Origin of the sequence: Acetitomaculum ruminis DSM 5522, assembly GCF_900112085.1 — a bacterium.
Classification (GTDB): domain Bacteria; phylum Bacillota; class Clostridia; order Lachnospirales; family Lachnospiraceae; genus Acetitomaculum; species Acetitomaculum ruminis.
Map to the genome: position 1 here is coordinate 16,944 of NZ_FOJY01000024.1, position 17,639 is coordinate 34,582.

A 17,639-nucleotide genomic window follows, 5' to 3' on the forward strand; every position below is an offset into this window, starting at 1 on the left:
GTTATTATGGCAGAAAATATTAATTACAAAGAATTAAAAGCAGGCGGATTTATGTCCCAGGTTCAAAAGGGCTACGGGTCATTAAGACTTGCGGTAATAGGGGGAAATCTTGATACAAAAGCATTAAAAGTTGTAGCAGAGGTAGCTGATAAATATGGAAATGGATATGTTCATATGACATCCCGTCAGGGAATAGAGATACCTTTTATAAATGTAAATGATCTTGCAGAAGTTAAAAAAGAACTGGAAAAAGGTGGAGTATCTGCCGGAGTATGTGGTCCAAGAGTAAGAACTATTACTGCATGTCAGGGTATAAAGGTATGTCCGTCAGGTTGTATAGATACCTATACTTTGGCTAAAGAGTTAAATGACAGATATTTTGGAAGGGAACTTCCTCACAAATTTAAATTTGGGGTAACAGGTTGCCAAAACAATTGCCTTAAGGCAGAGGAAAATGATGTTGGAATTAAAGGTGGCATGACAGTTACATATAAGGAAGATGATTGTATTTCATGTGGAGTATGTATAAAGGCATGTCGTGAAAATGCTCTTAAAATGGTGGATGACAAGGTGGAAATAGACCGGGATTTATGCACATATTGTGCAAGGTGCGTAAAGAGCTGCCCTACAGATGCCTGGGAAGGAGAAGCCGGATATATTGTATCTTTTGGAGGAACCTTTGGAAATAAAATTCATAAGGCAAAGGAATATCTTCCAATTATTCGCGATAAAGAAACTCTTTTTAAAGTAACAGATGCGGCAATTGATTATTTTGAGGCCAATGCAAATAAAAGTGAGCGTTTTCGTGCTACTTTAGAAAGAATTGGAGAAGAGGGCCTTAAAGAAGCACTTAATAAAGCCTATCAGGGATAAAAATAAAAGAAACACAGGAGGTTATTATTATGGAATTTGATGAAAGCGTAGATATTACGGATAAGGTGTGTCCATTAACTTTCGTCACAGCAAAAGTTGCAATTGAAGAGCTTGACGAAGGTCAGGTATTAGCAGTGCGTATGAATGATGGTGAACCTGTGCAAAATGTTCCCCGTTCTTTTAAAGAGGACGGACACCGTATTCTTAAGCTTCTTGATAATGAAGACGGTACCTATACATTATTTGTAAGAAAGGTGGAGTAAGCTATGGCTATCAGAATAAATGTTGATAATTTTAATGAAAAAGTTTTGGAAAACAATCTTCTTGTATTAGTTGATTTTTATACAGACTCTTGCGTGGCATGCAAAAAAATTGCCCCTGAACTTAGTGAAATTGAGGATAGTTATGAAGGTAAAATAAATGTTTTTAAAGTTAATACAAATTTTGATATTGAATTGGCAAGAAAATATAAGGTTTTATCAAATCCTACCTTGATTTTATTTAAAAACGGACAGGATATAGGAAAACAAATTGGATATAAAAAATATAATGAAATATCAGACTGGATTGAAGAAAATATATAGTATGGAGGAAGAAAGAAATGACAATAACAGTAGCTGGAGAAAAAAAAGAATATAAAGATGATTTAAAACTGACAGAATTAATTGAAATAGAAGAGGTTGAAACCCCACAGTATGTGACAGTTTCCATTAATGATGAGTTTATTTCTTTTGATGATAGAGAAACAACAGTATTAAAAGAAGGTGATTCGGTAGAATTTCTTTATTTCATGGGAGGCGGATGCTAATGGCAATGACAGATGAACAAATTGAGCGTTATAGCCGTCATATTATTCTTAAAGAAGTAGGTGCAAAAGGACAAAAGAAGTTATTAAATGCCAAAGTGCTTATTATTGGAGCAGGAGGATTAGGAGCACCGGCGGCAATGTATCTTGCAGCCGCAGGAGTTGGAACCATAGGTATAGCAGATGCGGATGAAGTAGATCTTTCAAACCTTCAAAGGCAGATTATACATGCCACATCTGATATAGGAAAGGCAAAAGTTAAATCAGCAAAAGAAACAATGAATGCCATGAATCCGGATGTAAATGTAAAAACTTATCATTGCTTTGTTGATTCTACAAATATTAGAGAACTTATAAGAGAATATGATTTTATACTTGATGGAACGGATAATTTCCCGGCAAAATTTTTGATAAATGACGCCTGCGTAATGGAAAAAAAGGCTTTTTGTCATGCGGGAATTATCAGATTTAAGGGTCAGCTTATGACTTATGTGCCAAATGAAGGTCCGTGCTATAGATGTGTATTTAAAAATCCACCCCCAAAGGATGCAGTGCCTACTTGTAAACAGGCAGGTGTAATCGGTGCTATGGGAGGAGTCATTGGCTCTCTTATGGCTATGGAAGCTATTAAATATATTCTTGGTGTGGGAAAACTTCTTACAGGTTATCTTTTAACCTATGATGCCATTGAGCAGGAGTTTAGGAAGGTAAAACTTCCAAAAGATAATTCTTCTTGCAAAGTATGCGGAAAAAATCCTACAATTACACAACTTATAGATTATGAACAGGAAGTTTGCGAAGAAACAGCAGGCAGATTTGAGGTGAAAATTGAGAATTATTAGGATGGACTATAATTTATATGATGACCTTATAAATTATGCAAAAGAACATCTTCCTGAGGAAGCCTGTGGTTTGTTGGCAGGAGAAGAAGAAAAGGATGGAACAAGGTTTATAAAAAAGATTTATTATCTTGAAAATATAGATCATGCTTCTGACCATTTTTCTCTTGATGCAAAAGACCAGATGGAGGCTGTTAAAGACATGCGAAAGCTTGGATTAAAGCCTCTTGGAAATTGGCATTCCCATCCCGAATCACCTTCTAGGCCATCGTTAGAAGATATAAAACTGGCTTATGACTCAAAGGCAAGTTATTTTATTCTTTCATTAATGGCCAAAAATCCGGTGCTTAACAGCTACCATGTGGAAAATGAAATTTATGAAAAGGAAGATTTAAGAATTGTTTCCGGAGATTATTATTATTAATAATCTCCGGATTTTTACTTGCTGTTTTTATTATAGAATCTTGGAATGGAATTTTACTGTATTATATAAAAATATTAATGTCAACTACAAAATTTTTAGAAATTTAATGATAATTTTAAGGAGGGTACTCCATTTTTCTTTTGGTGGAATTGACGGGCAAAAAAGGTTTATTTCAAAATTTTAGTGTAAATAGTAGAAAAGGAGATTTGGAATATTATTTGTCCAATATTTTTAGAATAAAAGAAATATAATATGAGTTATTTGTGTCAAATATTACAATATGTGTGGTCAAATATCGCAAATTGTTGTGTTATTCAGAAAAATATAGTAATCTTAGTATAGTTTAAACGCAAGTAAAAAGTGGAGTGAGAATGTCCGCTTTGAGTTACTATTAATTATTTACACAGGAGGATGTCAGAAATGGTGAAGTATATTGTGATAGGAGTAGTTGTACTTATCTTGTTATGGGTAATTGCATCTTATAACAAAATGGTGCGAAGCAAAAACAAGGTTGAAGAAGCTTTTTCAACCATGGATGTGTATCTAAAAAAGAGATTTGATTTGATTCCCAATTTGGTTGAAACAGTCAAAGGCTATGCAAAACATGAAAGTGAGACTTTAGAAAAGGTTATTGCTGCCAGAAATGCAGCGAAAAATTCGCAAAATGTCCAGGAGCGTATCCAAAATGAAGCTGCATTAAGTGGGGCACTTCATAACATTTTTGCCTTAGCTGAAAGCTATCCTGATTTAAAGGCAAATACAAACTTTTTAGATTTACAGGGACAGCTTTTGAAGGTGGAAGAAGATATTGCAAATTCCAGAAAATTTTATAATGCTGTTGTACGAAATTTCAATAATGTAGTAATGAGCTTTCCAAGCAACATTATTGCAGGAATTTTCCATTTTGAAAAACAGCCGATGTTTGAAGTAGCAGATGCAGCAGAAAGAGAAAATGTGAAGGTGAGCTTCTAATGAAAAAACAAAATAAACTTTTATTGATGATGGGACTGATTATATGTCTTATCATGATTCCATTGGGGACATCCTATGCAGAAGAATATGATGATTCTAATCCGGATGATTATGTGACAAAAGAATTTAATGTGTCTGCTGTTTTTGATAAAGGACATACAGCCTCTATTACAGAGGAAATCAAGGTGGATTTTCGACAGTCCCACCATGGTATTACTAGAAATATTCCAAAAGCAACAGATAATACTTATGAAATAAAAAATATTTCAGTAGATGGTTTTAAATATAAAATAGAAGAATCCGGCAACAATAAAGTGGTAAGAATTGGTGATGGCGATGTTTATCTAACCGGTGATCAGACCTTTGTTTTACATTATCAGATTGAATATTATAAGGATGAAGAGGCCGAAGCAGATTTTCTTGCACAAAATATGCTTCCAACAGAATGGGAAACATCTATAAGATATTCAAGCTTATCATTAACCTTACCGGAGGATATTAACTGGTCTGATATGTATGTTTATGCCGGAAGCTACGGTGAGAGTGATACCGCAAGCTGGGGAGAGTATTTTGAGTCATGGGCTGATGATAAAACCATATATCTTGAAGGAGAAAATCTCCCTAAAGGTTATGGGGTTACTCTTAGAGATACTACACTTCCGGATGGATATTGGTCAGATGCCAGAAGTATGGCAGAAGCCCATAAGGGAAGCATATTAATAATATCCATAGTGGCAGTTCTTACAGCTTTACTGACCTTGATTTTGTGGGTATTATATGGACGAGATGAAAAAATAATAGAAACTGTGGAATTTTACCCACCGGACAACTTAACTCCTGCTGAAGTCGGATATGCATTAGATGAAGCAATTGACGATTCAGAAATGATGAACATGATTTTTTATCTGGCCAACAAAGGTTATTTATCCATTGAGCAAGATAAGAAAAACTTCATTATAAAAAAGGAAAAAAATATCCAGGAAAGTGAGCCTAAATATGCCAAGACATTTATGAATGGCTTGTTTAAGAAAAAAAATACCGTAAATACCAAAAATGTTTCTTCATCTTTTAGAACATCTCTTGATAATGCAAAAAAAGAAGTGAAAGAGGTTTATAATGAAAAATACGGAGAAGTATTTACGACATCATCTTCTTTAAGTCGTTTTGTATGTATTTTACTTGCTGCAATAAACATGTTGGTACTTACTATAGCGAATGATGGATTTGATGGAATATTTATGTGTATATTGCCTGCCATACCTGCATTATTTGGATTCATATTTGCCTGGGATGGCTTTGACAACAGCATAAAAGGCGGAAAAGGCAAAGCAAAAGTAATTCTTGGTGTTTTAATGTATTTGTTTGGAATACTGGTATTAGCAGCTTTTTATTTCATATATCCGAATAATATACATGTTTACCTTTATATGATTGCTCAGGTAATAGTATTCTTTTTCTCAATTATTATGCAAAAAAGATCCAGCACAAATGTTGAATTAATGGGAAAAATTCAGGGATTTCGCCGATTTATCAAAGAAGCGGAATATGACAAAATTGTGGAATTAAGCAATGAAGAACCGGAATATTTCTATCATATATTACCTTATGCAGCTATATTAGGATTAGATACTACATGGACAAAACATTTTGAAAGAATAAATGTGCCACAGCCAAGCTGGTATCGTTCAGACGGTAGGGAATTTGTATATTCAACTGTCTGGTGCCATAGCATGATTCATTCCTGTACCAAATCGGCGGTTCCACCGACTCCATCTTCAGGAAGTTCAGGTGGTTACTCCGGTGGCTCATCCGGTGGAGGATTCTCCGGCGGTGGCGGAGGCGGAGGTGGCGGCGGAGCTTGGTAAGCCGCAGCCAATTCCATAATTGGTACTGAAAAATCAAGGCAGATACAGTTGCTTTACTCTGCCTTGAAATTCCCCAGTGTGTTTTGTTTTGCTACGGGGATTATTGGAATGATTATTATGTTTATCTGTGCATTTATAATTGATAAGCATGATGTAAAGGGAAGTTAAGTGATTTTTCATGAGTATTCACAAAGAAGAGATAGAATTGTATAATATTTTTTGAAGTTTAAGATATTTTGTTAAACTTTAAAAAATACATTTAGGATAATAAAGAGGAAAATATTATGGGAATGAAATTATGTAACATGAATATTTATAATCCGGACAAAAAGGAATACAAGGTTCCGGCAGGATATTCAATATATAATATTGCTGATGGATGGGATACTATTTTAGAAGACGAAGCCGAATTTGATTTTGATGCCATGGCGAAGATTGGAAAAAAACTTTCAAAAGAATTAGCCTTACCTGTTGTTACGGTAATGTATTTTGATGATGATATTTTTGAATTATATGTAACTAAAGAGGGAAAAAAAGTCGCATATCACGATGTTAGAATTGGAAATCATTTCACAAAGAAAATAGCAGTTCTTGTAGAAACATTAAGGCTTGATGAAAAGGATGCAAAGGCTTTTAGATATATATTAAAAAGTGATTTGGACCCGGAAGAATCAATTTTTAAGCTAAGTGCAATCTGCCAGTTACCTTTTTATATTGACAGTTTTATCTATCAGCATTCTAATGGAAACATTATTCCGGACAAGGAAGAAGTTCTAGAAGAAATTAAAAAGGAAAAAAAGAGAAATAAAATAACCGCCACTAAGCCGGAGTTATTGGAGGAATTTCCGGGGGATGTAGTAGAATATTATACTTCTAAATCTAAAAGTGATGACTATCCTGGAATTATAAGAACTGTTGAGCCTTTAAAAGACGGCATTGATTATGGAAAAGTAAATTGCTATCAGGTGGCAGAGGGGAATAATCCTTATTTAAGAAAGGTGTATGAATATTATATTCCAATTTCAAAGCTTACAGGACAACCAAAGGATACAAATATTTGTATATATCAATTTCGAGAAGATCAACTGGATTTTATGGAACCGCCTTGTATGTGTTATTACTCTACTAATGACCTGGAAGAAATCAAGAAAATCGGTGATTTAGGCATAATACCAGAGGAAAGACTAAAAAGACTTCCCTTTGATTTTAACAACCTTGACACAGTATCAGTAAAAGATTTTCCTCAAGAGCCAAATTTTGAGCTGGAAAAGGAGAGTGAGTCTTGTGAAAATACACATTTTTTTACTCTTCCCAGAAACCTTGAAATAAATGAAGGCTTTATTTTAAGGGTGAGTGAATATACACAATACAAAAAACAGGATATTTGCAAATTCCTTCGTTTTGACTTTTGGAATGAAAATAAAGAATACTTAAGAACTGTATTGATTCCGGTAGATTTCAATTATTATTTTACATTTGCGGAAGCAGAGTACACATATTTACCAGAAAGGGATGTGGTAGTTTATGGTGAATATATATTCGATTTAAAAAATCTAACAATTACTCAAAATGATAAATTACCAAAGACAAGCTCTTTTATAAGAAAGCGTATTGTTAATGGAAAAAAACTTTTGATAATTGGAACCAGCAGATATATTCACATTTATGATTATAATTTTAAACGCTTGCGTTCATATAGCGTAACCGGATGTTATATTGATTTCTTTTTTGACGATAAGGACAATATGTATGTAATTACCAGTTCAATTCTTCATGGTGCCAATGACCGGGGAATGATTGCAAAGGACAGGGTAAGGTTGTATAAATTAGCACTGGCAGATATATAAAAAGGTCAGCGAAAGGAAAAAAATGAGAATAATTAATCTTATTGAGAATACACCAGGAAAATCAGAATGCAAATATGAGCATGGATTATCCTTTTATATTAAAACCCCAAATCATAAGGTATTGGTTGATTTTGGACAAAGCGATAAATTCATTGAAAATGCAAGAGTTTTGGGAATAGATTTGAAATCAATAGATACAGCAGTTCTAAGTCATGGACATTATGACCATTCGACAGGTCTTAAGTCTTTTGTGAAAATTAATAATTCGTCTGATATTTATATGCAGAAGTCCGTAGAGGGAAAATTTTATGCAGACGATGGAGAAATGCTTTTGAGCGATCGTTATAGATACATTGGCATTGACAAAGAGATTCTAAAATTACCTCAGGTTAAGCTTTTACAAAAAGACTATGTAATTGATAATGAGCTGGAGATATTTACAATAAAAAAAAGAACCCATCCACTGCCATTTACAAATAATCGTCTTTTAATCAAAACTGAAAAAGGTTATATTCAGGATGATTTTGAGCATGAGCATTATCTGCTCATAAGAGAAAACAATATGACGGTGCTTATTTCCGGTTGTGCTCACAATGGGATTTTGAGCATTCTGGATGCTTATAAAGAAAAATACGCAAGTTTACCGGATTTTGTGATAAGTGGCTTTCATTTAATGGTAAAGGGTGATTACAAAGAAAATGAGCTTAGCCAGGTAAGAGATATTGCCAAAAAACTAAGCCAATATAAAACAAAATTTTTTACCTGTCACTGTACCGGAATTTTTGCATATGAAGAAATGAAAAAAATTATGGGAGATAAGTTAGAATATATCCATTCCGGTGAAGAAGTGGAACAAAGTGCCACTGCGTTCATGAGAAAGTAGCGAAGCGGATTCCGAATGTCCGCTTTACTACACCTAAGGTCTTCTATTTTGTAACATATGGTGCTATTATGGCACTTTATCTTGTAATTAATAGAATACTTATGATAAAATCGGATAAATATACACCGGCACAGATACTTAAAAATAGAGAGTAGTATGTGATTTTTTACTTATGAAGAAATAAAAAAAATATGGGAGATATGTGAGGTGACAAGTTATGGCATTTTTTATAGTAATGTTTATATGCAATATGCTTATACCCTTAATAATGATTCTTTGTGGCTATTTTATGTGGAAACATCCCCCTAAAAAAATAAATTGGGCTATTGGTTATAGAACAAAGATGTCTATGAAGAGTAAGGATACCTGGAAGTTTGCCCATGATTACTGTGGCAGGTTATGGTTTAAAATCGGCCTGATACTATTAATACCTACTGGGATTGTACAGATACCTTTTATCCATTCTTCGGATGATGTAATAGGAATAATGACTCTTGTGATAGAAACTGTCCAGATTGTTTTTTTATTTGTCAGCCTTATTCCGGTAGAAATAAAACTTAGAAAGATATTTGACGGGAACGGTAATAGAAAATAATTCATAAAATATTCTCCGATTTTTTGATTATGTGATTTTAGCAACATATTTGTGTGAGAGATTATATTAAAATGAAATCACAAAATCAAGTAATAGGAGGTTAATAGATTTATGATACGCAAGATAATAAATATAGATGAAGAAAAGTGCACAGGTTGTGGGATATGTGCCGGGGCATGTCACGAAGGTGCCATAGAAATGATTGATGGAAAGGCTAAACTTGTTAGAGAAAACTTTTGTGATGGATTTGGTGATTGCCTTCCATCTTGCCCTACAGGCGCAATTACCTTTGAGGAAAGGGAAGCTGCCGAATATGATGAAGCTGCTGTTAATAAAGCAAAAGAGTTAAAAAATTATCAGAATGGCTCTCATGAGGGACTGGTAAGTGGCTGTCCGGGGTCAAAATTTATGAAATTTGAGAAAAAAGAAGATTCAAAGAATGATATAAGCCTGGACAGATTTGCTTCACATCCTTCAAGGCTTGAACAGTGGCCTTGTCAGATAAAGCTTCTTCCAACAACAGGAGATTTTTACAATAATGCAAAGCTGCTTATCGCAGCAGACTGCACAGCTTATGCATATGCCAATATGCACGAGGATTTTATGAAAGGAAAGGTCACAATGATAGGCTGTCCAAAGCTGGATGAGGGAGATTATACTGAGAAATTGACAGAAATAATCAGCAACAATGACATTGCAAGTGTTACAATAGTAAGAATGGAAGTACCTTGTTGTGGAGGACTTCAAAAAGCAGCCCAAAATGCCATAAAAAACAGTGGAAAGTTTTTTCCTTGGCATGTTGTGACAATTTCAAGAAACGGTGAAATAATTGAATAACTAAGCAGTAAAATGATAAAAAAAGGAATGTGGCAAATACGCTATATTCCTTTTTGCTTTATTGTAATCTTATGAATTAACTAAATCAGAAAGCTTTTTTCCGTAAAAGAAATCTTTCTCAAGTGTGTAGAACTCTGTCCACATAAATAAAGTTTTACATACTTCTTCACGGGGGCAATCAGTGGCACCATCAGCAAGACAAGAAACAGGAGCGAGGCTTCCTTCAAGCAATTCTATAATTTCGCCAACAGAATATTCTTCCGGTTTTCTGGTGAGTTTGTAACCGCCGCCTTTACCGCTGACACCTACTACAAGTCCCCCATGTACCAATTCTTTAACAATAATTTCCAGATATTTTTTTGAAATATCCTGTCTATTAGCAATATCCTTTAATGGAATATAAGTATCAGGATCTTGTTGTGACAAATCTATCATGACGCGGAGTGCGTATCTTCCTTTTGTTCCAAACATATTATTTATTCCTCCTATCCACCTATTATAACCTAGGTAAATAGGTGAATGCAAATAATTTTACAGACTTAACTATCAATATAATTTATAGCAGGCAATAGTTTTTGCATATAGTAAAACCCATTGACATAGTAGGTAATAGTATTTATATTAAAATCAATATTTAAAATCAAGCAGCAAAGGAGAATGAAGAAATGAAGAAGATATTGATACCATTTTTATTTTTAACATTAACACTATCACTGGTATTAACAGGGTGCGGTAATAAGACTAGTGAGGCTAAAAGCGAAAAAGAGGTTGTTAAAATTGCATATCTGCCAATCACCCACTCATTGGCAGCACTTGAAGAAGCAAAGGAACTTGAGGCTGGTGAAAATGGAAATATTGAAGTTGAGTTAGTAAAGTATGGTTCCTGGCCGGAACTTTTAGATGCTTTAAACTCAGGGCAGGTTGATGGTGCATCAGTTCTCATTGAACTTGCAATGAAATCAAAGTCAGAGGGGGTAGGAATTAAGGCGGTAGCTCTTGGACATAAGGATGGAAATGTTATCGTTGTATCAAATGATGTAAAAGATGGAGCAGACTTAAAGGGTAGAACAATTGCGATTCCACACAGACAATCGAGCCATAACATCTTAGTGAACCTTGCATTAGAAAAAAATGGTTTAACAATTAACGACATTAACGTAGTTGAACTTGCACCAACTGAAATGCCTTCAGCACTTGCAGCCGGAACAGTAGATGGCTATTGCGTGGCAGAGCCATTTGGAGCTGTGGGAGTTTCAAATGGAACTGGTAAGGTTTTATATGAATCTAATGAACTTTGGGAAGACAGTGCATGCTGTGCACTTGTTCTTACTGATAAATTTATCGATGAAAGAACGGATGTTGCAAAGGAATATGTTGCACAATATAAGGAGGCAGGAAACAGTCTTACAGATGACGAGGCAGAAGCAGTAGCAAAAGAATACCTGAATCAAAAAGATGATGTTCTTGATATTTCTCTTCAGTGGATTTCATATGATGATTTGGAGTTGACAAAAGATGTTTATAACTCACTTGTTGAAAAGGTAAAGAAGTATGGATTGAGTGATAATCCACCTGTCTATGAAGATTTTGTACTTAGTGATTTTGATTAATAATGATATAGCAAAGGGAAAATAGCATGAAAAAAATTCTATCTTTTAGATATGTAGTTGTATCAATTTTAATTTTAATAGGAATATGGGAAATCTTGTTTTTAGTAAACGATTATAGCGAGGCTTTATTTCCATCACCATTTATGGCTTTTAAAGCTTTAATAGAGATGATTGTTTCCGGACAGTTATTGGAATCCATAATTACAAGTATGGGGCGCTTTGTAATCGGTTATGGACTATCAGTAATCGTAGCTGTAATACTGGGACTTATACTTGGAAGTTTGCCAGGGGCTTTTAAATATATTAATCCAACATTACAGTTACTTAGACCAATTTCCCCAACAGCCTGGATGCCATTTGTAGTATTGTTGTTTGGAATAGGAGATTTACCAGCGATAGTGATTATTTTCATAGCAGCATTTTTCCCTGTGCTACTTTCTACGGTTTCCGCCGTAATGAAAATAGATGATATCTATTTTAGAGTATCTGAAAATTTTGGAATAAAGCAGCCACAGCTTATATGGAAGGTAATCCTTCCTGCTGCTTTTCCGGGAATAGCCAATTCTATTCATTTAGCTTTAGGAAGTGCCTGGATTTTTTTGGTAGCAGGTGAAATGGTAGGAGCTCAATCGGGACTTGGTTATCAGATTATCGATGCAAGAAATAATGTTAGAGCAGATATTTTATTGGCAACCATTCTTGTGATTGGCTTGATAGGATTGCTTCTTGATTTCTTAATAGGCGCTCTTGAAAAGAAGATTTTAAAAGCTTGGGGAGGTGAACAATGATGTCTTATATTCATATAGAAAATGCAGGAAAAACATTTAAAGAAAATGGACAGGAGTTTACTGCCCTTTTGGATGTAAATCTTGATATAGAAAAAGGAGAGTTTATTTGTCTTCTTGGCCCGTCAGGATGCGGTAAGAGCACACTTCTAAATGCTATTGCAGGTTTTGATCTTGTAAACAAAGGAAGTATCAAAATAGATGGTAAAGAAGTTGCGGCACCAAGTGATAGAAATGTAACGATATTTCAAAATTATGGATTGTTACCATGGCGAACGGTTATAAAAAATGTGGAACTTGGACTTGAAGCAAAAAAAATAGATAAGGCTAAAAGGAGAGAAATAGCAAAAAAATATTTGGGACTGGTCAAACTTGAGAAATTTGAAAATAGTTTTCCAAGGCAACTTTCCGGTGGAATGAAGCAGCGTGTTGCCATAGCCAGGGCATTGGCCGTGGAGCCGGATATTGTTTTTATGGATGAACCATTCGGCGCTCTTGATGCAATAACAAGAATGAAACTTCAAGATGATATTTTGGAAATTTGTAAAAACGAAAAGAAAACAATCATATTTGTTACACATGATATAGAAGAGGCAGTTTATCTTGCAGATAGGATTGTTATTATGACACCAAATCCTGGTAAAGTGAAAAGTGTTATTACAGTTCCACTTCATCACCTAAGAGATAGAACCAGTGGAGATTTCTTACTGGTAAGGGATAAGATTTTTGATTTATTGAACATGAAAACAGAAGAATTAATCGAATATACGATATAAAGGAGAAAAATAATGAGTCATACACATGAGCATAATCACGAGCATTCTCAAAGCAGCAAGGGATTGTCCCATATTCACTCTCATAGAAATCTTATAGGATTTGATGAACATGGAATTCCAACAGTTACATTAAAAGCCAGTGATCATGGTGGAGAATCCAGCTTGGAGGATTTTACAAAGGATTATATGAATGCTGTGCAAGAATACAGGAAAACATTTCCATCAAAGCAGAATGTTATTGAAAATACCCCGGACCCTGCTGTTCGAGATATGCTTCTTAGAATGGAACAATTAGGAATAGATACTACTTTTGATAGATTTGATGCTCAAAAGCCTCAATGTAATTATGGATTAAGTGGTACATGTTGTAAGAATTGCAATATGGGACCATGTAGAATTACTTCTAAGGCACCAAAGGGCGTCTGTGGTGCAGATGCAGATTTGATTGTGGCAAGAAATCTTCTTCGTTCTGCAGCAGCCGGGGCTGCTCAACACGGAATGCATGCACGAGAGGTTATGCTTGCTTTAAAAAAGGCGGCGGAAGGTGAACTTGATGTTCCGATTTTAGGCGAACAAAAAATCCGGGCTACAGCTGAGGCTTTTGGAATTAAACAAAAAAACAGACAGCTTAAAAATGTGGCAAAGGATTTAGCTGATGCACTGTTAGAAGATTTATCCAGAACTGTTCCGGCAGAATATAAGACAATTTCGGCATGTGCTCTTCCTGAGCGCCAAAAAGTATGGGAGAAACTTGATATTCTTCCAATCAGTGTCTATCATGAGGTCTTTGAGGCTTATCATAAAACAAGCTGTGGAACTGATGGTGATTGGAAAAGCGTAATGCAGCAGTTTCTTAGAGTTGGTCTGGCATTTACATTTTCCGGTGTTGTGGGTGCATCTATAGCTACTGATTCATTGTTTGGTGTAGGGGACAGAGTTACATCAAAAGTAAACATTGGAGCATTAGAAAAGGGATATGTAAATATAGCAGTTCATGGACATTTACCACTTCTTGTTAGTGAAATTGTAAAGGCAGGAAAAAGAGAAGATTTAATTGAACTTGCAAAATCAAAAGGGGCAAAAGGAATTCGTTTTTACGGAATTTGTTGTTCCGGACTTTCTGCCATGTACAGAGATAGTGGAGTTATACCACTTTCCAATGCTGTATCGGCAGAGCTGGTTATTGGAACAGGGGCACTTGACCTTTGGGTAGCTGATGTACAGGATGTTTTCCCTGCAATTATGGATGTAGCTAACTGTTTTAAAACAACTGTTGTTACAACAAGTGAATCTGCAAGGCTACCGGGGGCAGAAAGATTTGAATATGACCATCATCATAGTAATCTTAACGAAACAAAAAAACTGGCGGAAAAAATTGTAAGAAGAGCTATAGAAAGTTTCGAAAACAGAAAAGGAATGCAGGTATATATTCCACCATACGAGGTTGAGGCGGAAGTTGGTTTTTCCGTTGAATACATTCACAAAAGATTTGGCAGCATGAAGCCTCTTGCAGATGCAATTAAAGAAGGAAAAATTCTTGGCATAGTTAACATGGTTGGATGTAATAATCCTAAAGTTCTATATGAAAAGTGTATTGTGGATGTAGCAGACGAACTAATAAAAAATAATGTACTTATTATCACAAATGGATGTGCATCATTTCCACTTATGAAATTGGGATATTGTGCTGTTTCAGGAAAAGAAAAAGCCGGTGACTTACTTAGAGAATTCCTTGAACCTGATTTACCTCCTGTATGGCATGTTGGCGAGTGTATTGATAACACCCGCTCAAGTGGTATATTTGCAGGTATAGCAAATGAACTTGGAAAAGATATGTATGAACTTCCATATGCATTTTGCTCACCGGAGTGGGGCAACGAGAAAGGCATAGATGCTGCTCTTGGATTTAGATTAAATGGTTTAAATTCATATCACTGTGTTGAAGCACCTATACATGGTTCAAAAAATGTAATTGAGTTTTTGAAATATGGAACAAAAGAATTATTAGGTTCCACAATGAATGTAGATACCAATCCGGTTAATCTTGCCAAGAAGATAGTTGCTGATATGAAGGAAAAGAGAAAACAACTTGGCTGGGATTAGTAAATAACCAATCATCTAAAAATCAATAACATATAGCAGTTTATAACCAATAGGACATAGATGATTATATCCCCAGTCAAAGTACTGGGGATTTTTAATTTAATGGATTGACAATCAAAATATATTTGATACAATATAATTGTGCTAGTTGATACACGGATACATATGCTTTGGCCATCATTGATGCCTTAGTTAAAGATAATGTAAAAGGAGATGAAAAGGGATGAGTAAAAAGGCTATTATCATTTGTGCATCTACACATCATGGTAATACCAGAAAACTGGCTAATGCTATTGCAGACAAATATGGTGTTGAGATTGTTGATGCTACCAAAACAAAGGAGAAGGATTTATCCGAATATGATCTGATAGGATTCGCGTCCGGCATTTACGCAGGTAAACTTCATCAGGCGGTAATTAATTTTGCAAAAAACAATCTGTCGAAGAATAAAGATGTCTTTTATATTATTACCAGTGCCATGGGAAAAGATCAGTATAAATCTATAGAAACTGCGATTGAAGGGAAGAATGCAAATGTAGTAGGAACCTTTGCTTGCAAGGGATATAATACTTTCGGACCGTTTAAGTTAGTAGGAGGAACCGCAAAGGGTCATCCGGACACAGATGATATAAATAATGCGTTAAGATTCTATGAGGGTTTAATCGGTGCATAAATGCATTGTAAAAAAAGATAGTAGTGCTTTGTAATAAGCGGCATGAATGAAAGGAGAAGTATAAATGGAATTTAAAGAAGTAATTAAGAATCGCTATTCATGTAAGAAGTATTCAGAGCGTCAGGTAGAGAAAGAAAAGATAGAGGCTATATTAAACGCCGGTCGTCTTGCACCTACTGCTAAGAATCTTCAGGAACAGAGGATTTATGTGATTCAAAGTGAAGAAGCTCTCGCAAAGATTGATGCAGTAACACCATGCAGATATGGGGCGCCTACTGTAATTGTAGTGGCATTTGACAAGAATAATGTATTTACTTACCCTGGTGAAAAGAGAGATTCAGGAGTGGAGGATGCAACAATTGTAGCTACGCACATGATACTTGCTGCGGCAGATGAAGGCGTAGACAGTTGCTGGATTAATTTCTTTGACCCAGAGAAGGCTGAAAAAGAGCTTGGTCTACCAGTAAACGAGGCAGTACTTATGCTGCTTGATCTTGGGTATGCCTCAGAAGGAGCGGGTCCTCTTGAGAACCATAATAGAAGGAAAGATCTGTCTGAGACTGTAACATACTTGTAAAAAGGAGAACAAAACAGATAGTCATCAAAGAAATTGATAAATAAGAATGCTTGAATCAAAAAATTTGCTCCTGGATGAAAAACTAACTATAACATAGATATCAAATATGTGTGGATATTCTAATGCAAGTAAATTTACTGCAGCTTTTAAAAAATACTTTGGCATAACTCCCAAAATGTGGCGACAAAATATATGCGATACATGTAGTTTTGATAAGGAGGATGAGCAAACCCCTATGCTATAGCATAGGGGTGTTTTATTTAAAAAGTTAAGGAATGATAATATTGCTATTTCTCAAAAAATTGTCGAAATCTAAAATATGTATGTTAGGAGTATAAAATCTTGATGTATAGATTTAATATTTTTCACAAAGGATGAGAAAGGAGCTGGAATTAGTATGGATATCCAATACCTATTATTATTGCAGGAACTTAGAAATGCATCGGGAGGAATTTTTGATGAATTCAGTTATGTGATTTTTACATCAAAACTGAGTTTATTATCAAAATTAAAATGATAAAGGAGGATAAAAATGAGTATTACAGTGAATCTAAGATATACAGGAACTAATGGCTTGGCAAGGAAATTTGCAGAGGTGATGATAAAATCCGGAACAGTTGAAAAAATCCGTAATGAGGCAGGAAATCTCAGATATGAATACTATGAGTCTTTGGATAATCCTGAGACAATCCTGCTTATAGACAGTTGGAAAGATCAGGAGTCAATTGATGTACACCACGCATCCCCTATGATGAAAACAATCATAGAACTTCGGGAAAAATACGATCTTCATATGACGGTGGAAAGATATATTTCAGATGATTCCATGCCGGATAAGGATGCAGATTTTATCAGAAAGTAAAAGAAATAATGGTGTTTGAAAAAGTGTTGTAAATATTGGCCTGGGAAGGTGAAGACGTATTCTTGGACTAAGCAATTAATCCAAGAATACGTCTATTTTGTTCACACCATTAGTGGGGCAATTTTACTTGGTAATCACTAGGCATCAAACAAAATAATTAATCATCTCATTAATTTGTTTAATTTAGTCAAAAAGATTTATAATGACCAAATTGAACGCAGTGTAAGCAATCCCCCGCTTCAAAAGCGTAAGCTTTAAGCGGGGGATTGCTTACACTGCGTTCATGAGGAAGTAGCGAAGCGGATTCCGAATG

The 17,639-nt window shown here is 35.0% G+C and carries 21 protein-coding genes; 20 read left to right on the forward strand and 1 reads right to left on the reverse strand.

Going from position 1 to position 17,639, the window contains the following annotated elements; genetic code table 11:
- Positions 1–6 precede the first annotated feature (6 nt).
- The 12 genes from BM153_RS12195 (at position 7) to BM153_RS12250 (ending at position 9,940) form a co-directional block, all read left to right on the forward strand.
- The gene (locus tag BM153_RS12195) at positions 7–873 is read left to right on the forward strand and encodes a 4Fe-4S binding protein (RefSeq protein ID WP_092874438.1); all 867 of its coding nucleotides are present in this window, start codon (positions 7–9) and stop codon (positions 871–873) included.
- 29 nt (positions 874–902) lie between these two features.
- The gene (locus BM153_RS12200) at positions 903–1,136 is read left to right on the forward strand and encodes a sulfurtransferase TusA family protein (protein ID WP_092874441.1); all 234 of its coding nucleotides are present in this window, start codon (positions 903–905) and stop codon (positions 1,134–1,136) included.
- A 3-nt stretch (positions 1,137–1,139) separates the two neighbouring features.
- On the forward strand, positions 1,140–1,457 hold the full coding sequence (locus BM153_RS12205) for a thioredoxin family protein (protein ID WP_092874444.1): 318 nt from the start codon (positions 1,140–1,142) through the stop codon (positions 1,455–1,457).
- Positions 1,458–1,474: 17 nt separating this feature from the next.
- Entirely contained in the window at positions 1,475–1,681 is a 207-nt protein-coding gene (gene thiS, locus BM153_RS12210) for a sulfur carrier protein ThiS (RefSeq protein WP_092874447.1), read from the forward strand.
- On the forward strand, positions 1,681–2,520 hold the full coding sequence (locus tag BM153_RS12215; RefSeq protein WP_092874450.1) for a HesA/MoeB/ThiF family protein: 840 nt from the start codon (positions 1,681–1,683) through the stop codon (positions 2,518–2,520). The genes thiS and BM153_RS12215 overlap by 1 nt, the downstream gene beginning before the upstream one ends.
- On the forward strand, positions 2,507–2,941 hold the full coding sequence (locus BM153_RS12220) for a M67 family metallopeptidase (RefSeq protein ID WP_092874453.1): 435 nt from the start codon (positions 2,507–2,509) through the stop codon (positions 2,939–2,941). Before BM153_RS12215 ends, BM153_RS12220 begins: the two co-directional genes overlap by 14 nt.
- Before the next feature lie 420 nt (positions 2,942–3,361).
- Complete coding sequence (locus BM153_RS12225) at positions 3,362–3,913, forward strand: LemA family protein (RefSeq protein ID WP_092874456.1); 552 nt, start codon at positions 3,362–3,364, stop codon at positions 3,911–3,913.
- Positions 3,913–5,778, forward strand: a complete 1,866-nt coding sequence (locus BM153_RS12230; RefSeq protein ID WP_092874459.1) for a DUF2207 domain-containing protein — start codon at positions 3,913–3,915, stop codon at positions 5,776–5,778. The genes BM153_RS12225 and BM153_RS12230 overlap by 1 nt, the downstream gene beginning before the upstream one ends.
- A 284-nt stretch (positions 5,779–6,062) precedes the next feature.
- Positions 6,063–7,625 carry a hypothetical protein gene (locus tag BM153_RS12235; protein WP_092874462.1) on the forward strand — a complete coding sequence of 521 codons (1,563 nt, stop codon included), beginning with the start codon at positions 6,063–6,065 and terminating at the stop codon, positions 7,623–7,625.
- Between the two features lie 22 nt (positions 7,626–7,647).
- On the forward strand, positions 7,648–8,508 hold the full coding sequence (locus BM153_RS12240; protein ID WP_092874465.1) for an MBL fold metallo-hydrolase: 861 nt from the start codon (positions 7,648–7,650) through the stop codon (positions 8,506–8,508).
- Positions 8,509–8,725: 217 nt separating this feature from the next.
- Positions 8,726–9,103 carry an SdpI family protein gene (locus BM153_RS12245; RefSeq protein WP_177205688.1) on the forward strand — a complete coding sequence of 126 codons (378 nt, stop codon included), beginning with the start codon at positions 8,726–8,728 and terminating at the stop codon, positions 9,101–9,103.
- A 111-nt stretch (positions 9,104–9,214) separates the two neighbouring features.
- Complete coding sequence (locus tag BM153_RS12250) at positions 9,215–9,940, forward strand: ATP-binding protein (protein ID WP_092874468.1); 726 nt, start codon at positions 9,215–9,217, stop codon at positions 9,938–9,940.
- 69 nt (positions 9,941–10,009) lie between these two features.
- Here the strand turns inward: BM153_RS12250 and BM153_RS12255 are convergent, their stop codons facing one another.
- Positions 10,010–10,411: an Rrf2 family transcriptional regulator gene (locus BM153_RS12255; RefSeq protein ID WP_092874471.1), complete on the reverse strand. Its 402-nt coding sequence runs from the start codon at positions 10,409–10,411 to the stop codon at positions 10,010–10,012.
- 194 nt (positions 10,412–10,605) lie between these two features.
- Between BM153_RS12255 and BM153_RS12260 the strand changes: the two genes are divergently transcribed.
- From BM153_RS12260 to BM153_RS12290, 8 genes are all read left to right on the forward strand, one after another.
- Positions 10,606–11,550, forward strand: a complete 945-nt coding sequence (locus BM153_RS12260; protein WP_092874474.1) for an ABC transporter substrate-binding protein — start codon at positions 10,606–10,608, stop codon at positions 11,548–11,550.
- 26 nt (positions 11,551–11,576) lie between these two features.
- Positions 11,577–12,338, forward strand: coding sequence for an ABC transporter permease (locus tag BM153_RS12265; RefSeq protein WP_092874477.1), 762 nt, complete (start codon positions 11,577–11,579; stop codon positions 12,336–12,338).
- Positions 12,335–13,111 carry an ABC transporter ATP-binding protein gene (locus tag BM153_RS12270; RefSeq protein WP_330392159.1) on the forward strand — a complete coding sequence of 259 codons (777 nt, stop codon included), beginning with the start codon at positions 12,335–12,337 and terminating at the stop codon, positions 13,109–13,111. The genes BM153_RS12265 and BM153_RS12270 overlap by 4 nt, the downstream gene beginning before the upstream one ends.
- A 12-nt stretch (positions 13,112–13,123) precedes the next feature.
- On the forward strand, positions 13,124–15,214 hold the full coding sequence (gene cooS, locus BM153_RS12275; RefSeq protein WP_092874480.1) for an anaerobic carbon-monoxide dehydrogenase catalytic subunit: 2,091 nt from the start codon (positions 13,124–13,126) through the stop codon (positions 15,212–15,214).
- Positions 15,215–15,437: 223 nt separating this feature from the next.
- Positions 15,438–15,887, forward strand: coding sequence for a flavodoxin family protein (locus tag BM153_RS12280; protein ID WP_092874483.1), 450 nt, complete (start codon positions 15,438–15,440; stop codon positions 15,885–15,887).
- Between the two features lie 64 nt (positions 15,888–15,951).
- The gene (locus BM153_RS12285) at positions 15,952–16,464 is read left to right on the forward strand and encodes a nitroreductase family protein (RefSeq protein WP_092874487.1); all 513 of its coding nucleotides are present in this window, start codon (positions 15,952–15,954) and stop codon (positions 16,462–16,464) included.
- 106 nt (positions 16,465–16,570) lie between these two features.
- Positions 16,571–16,708, forward strand: coding sequence for a helix-turn-helix domain-containing protein (locus tag BM153_RS14415; RefSeq protein WP_143088310.1), 138 nt, complete (start codon positions 16,571–16,573; stop codon positions 16,706–16,708).
- 288 nt (positions 16,709–16,996) lie between these two features.
- The gene (locus tag BM153_RS12290; protein WP_092874490.1) at positions 16,997–17,326 is read left to right on the forward strand and encodes a putative quinol monooxygenase; all 330 of its coding nucleotides are present in this window, start codon (positions 16,997–16,999) and stop codon (positions 17,324–17,326) included.
- The last annotated feature ends 313 nt before the right edge of the window (positions 17,327–17,639 follow it).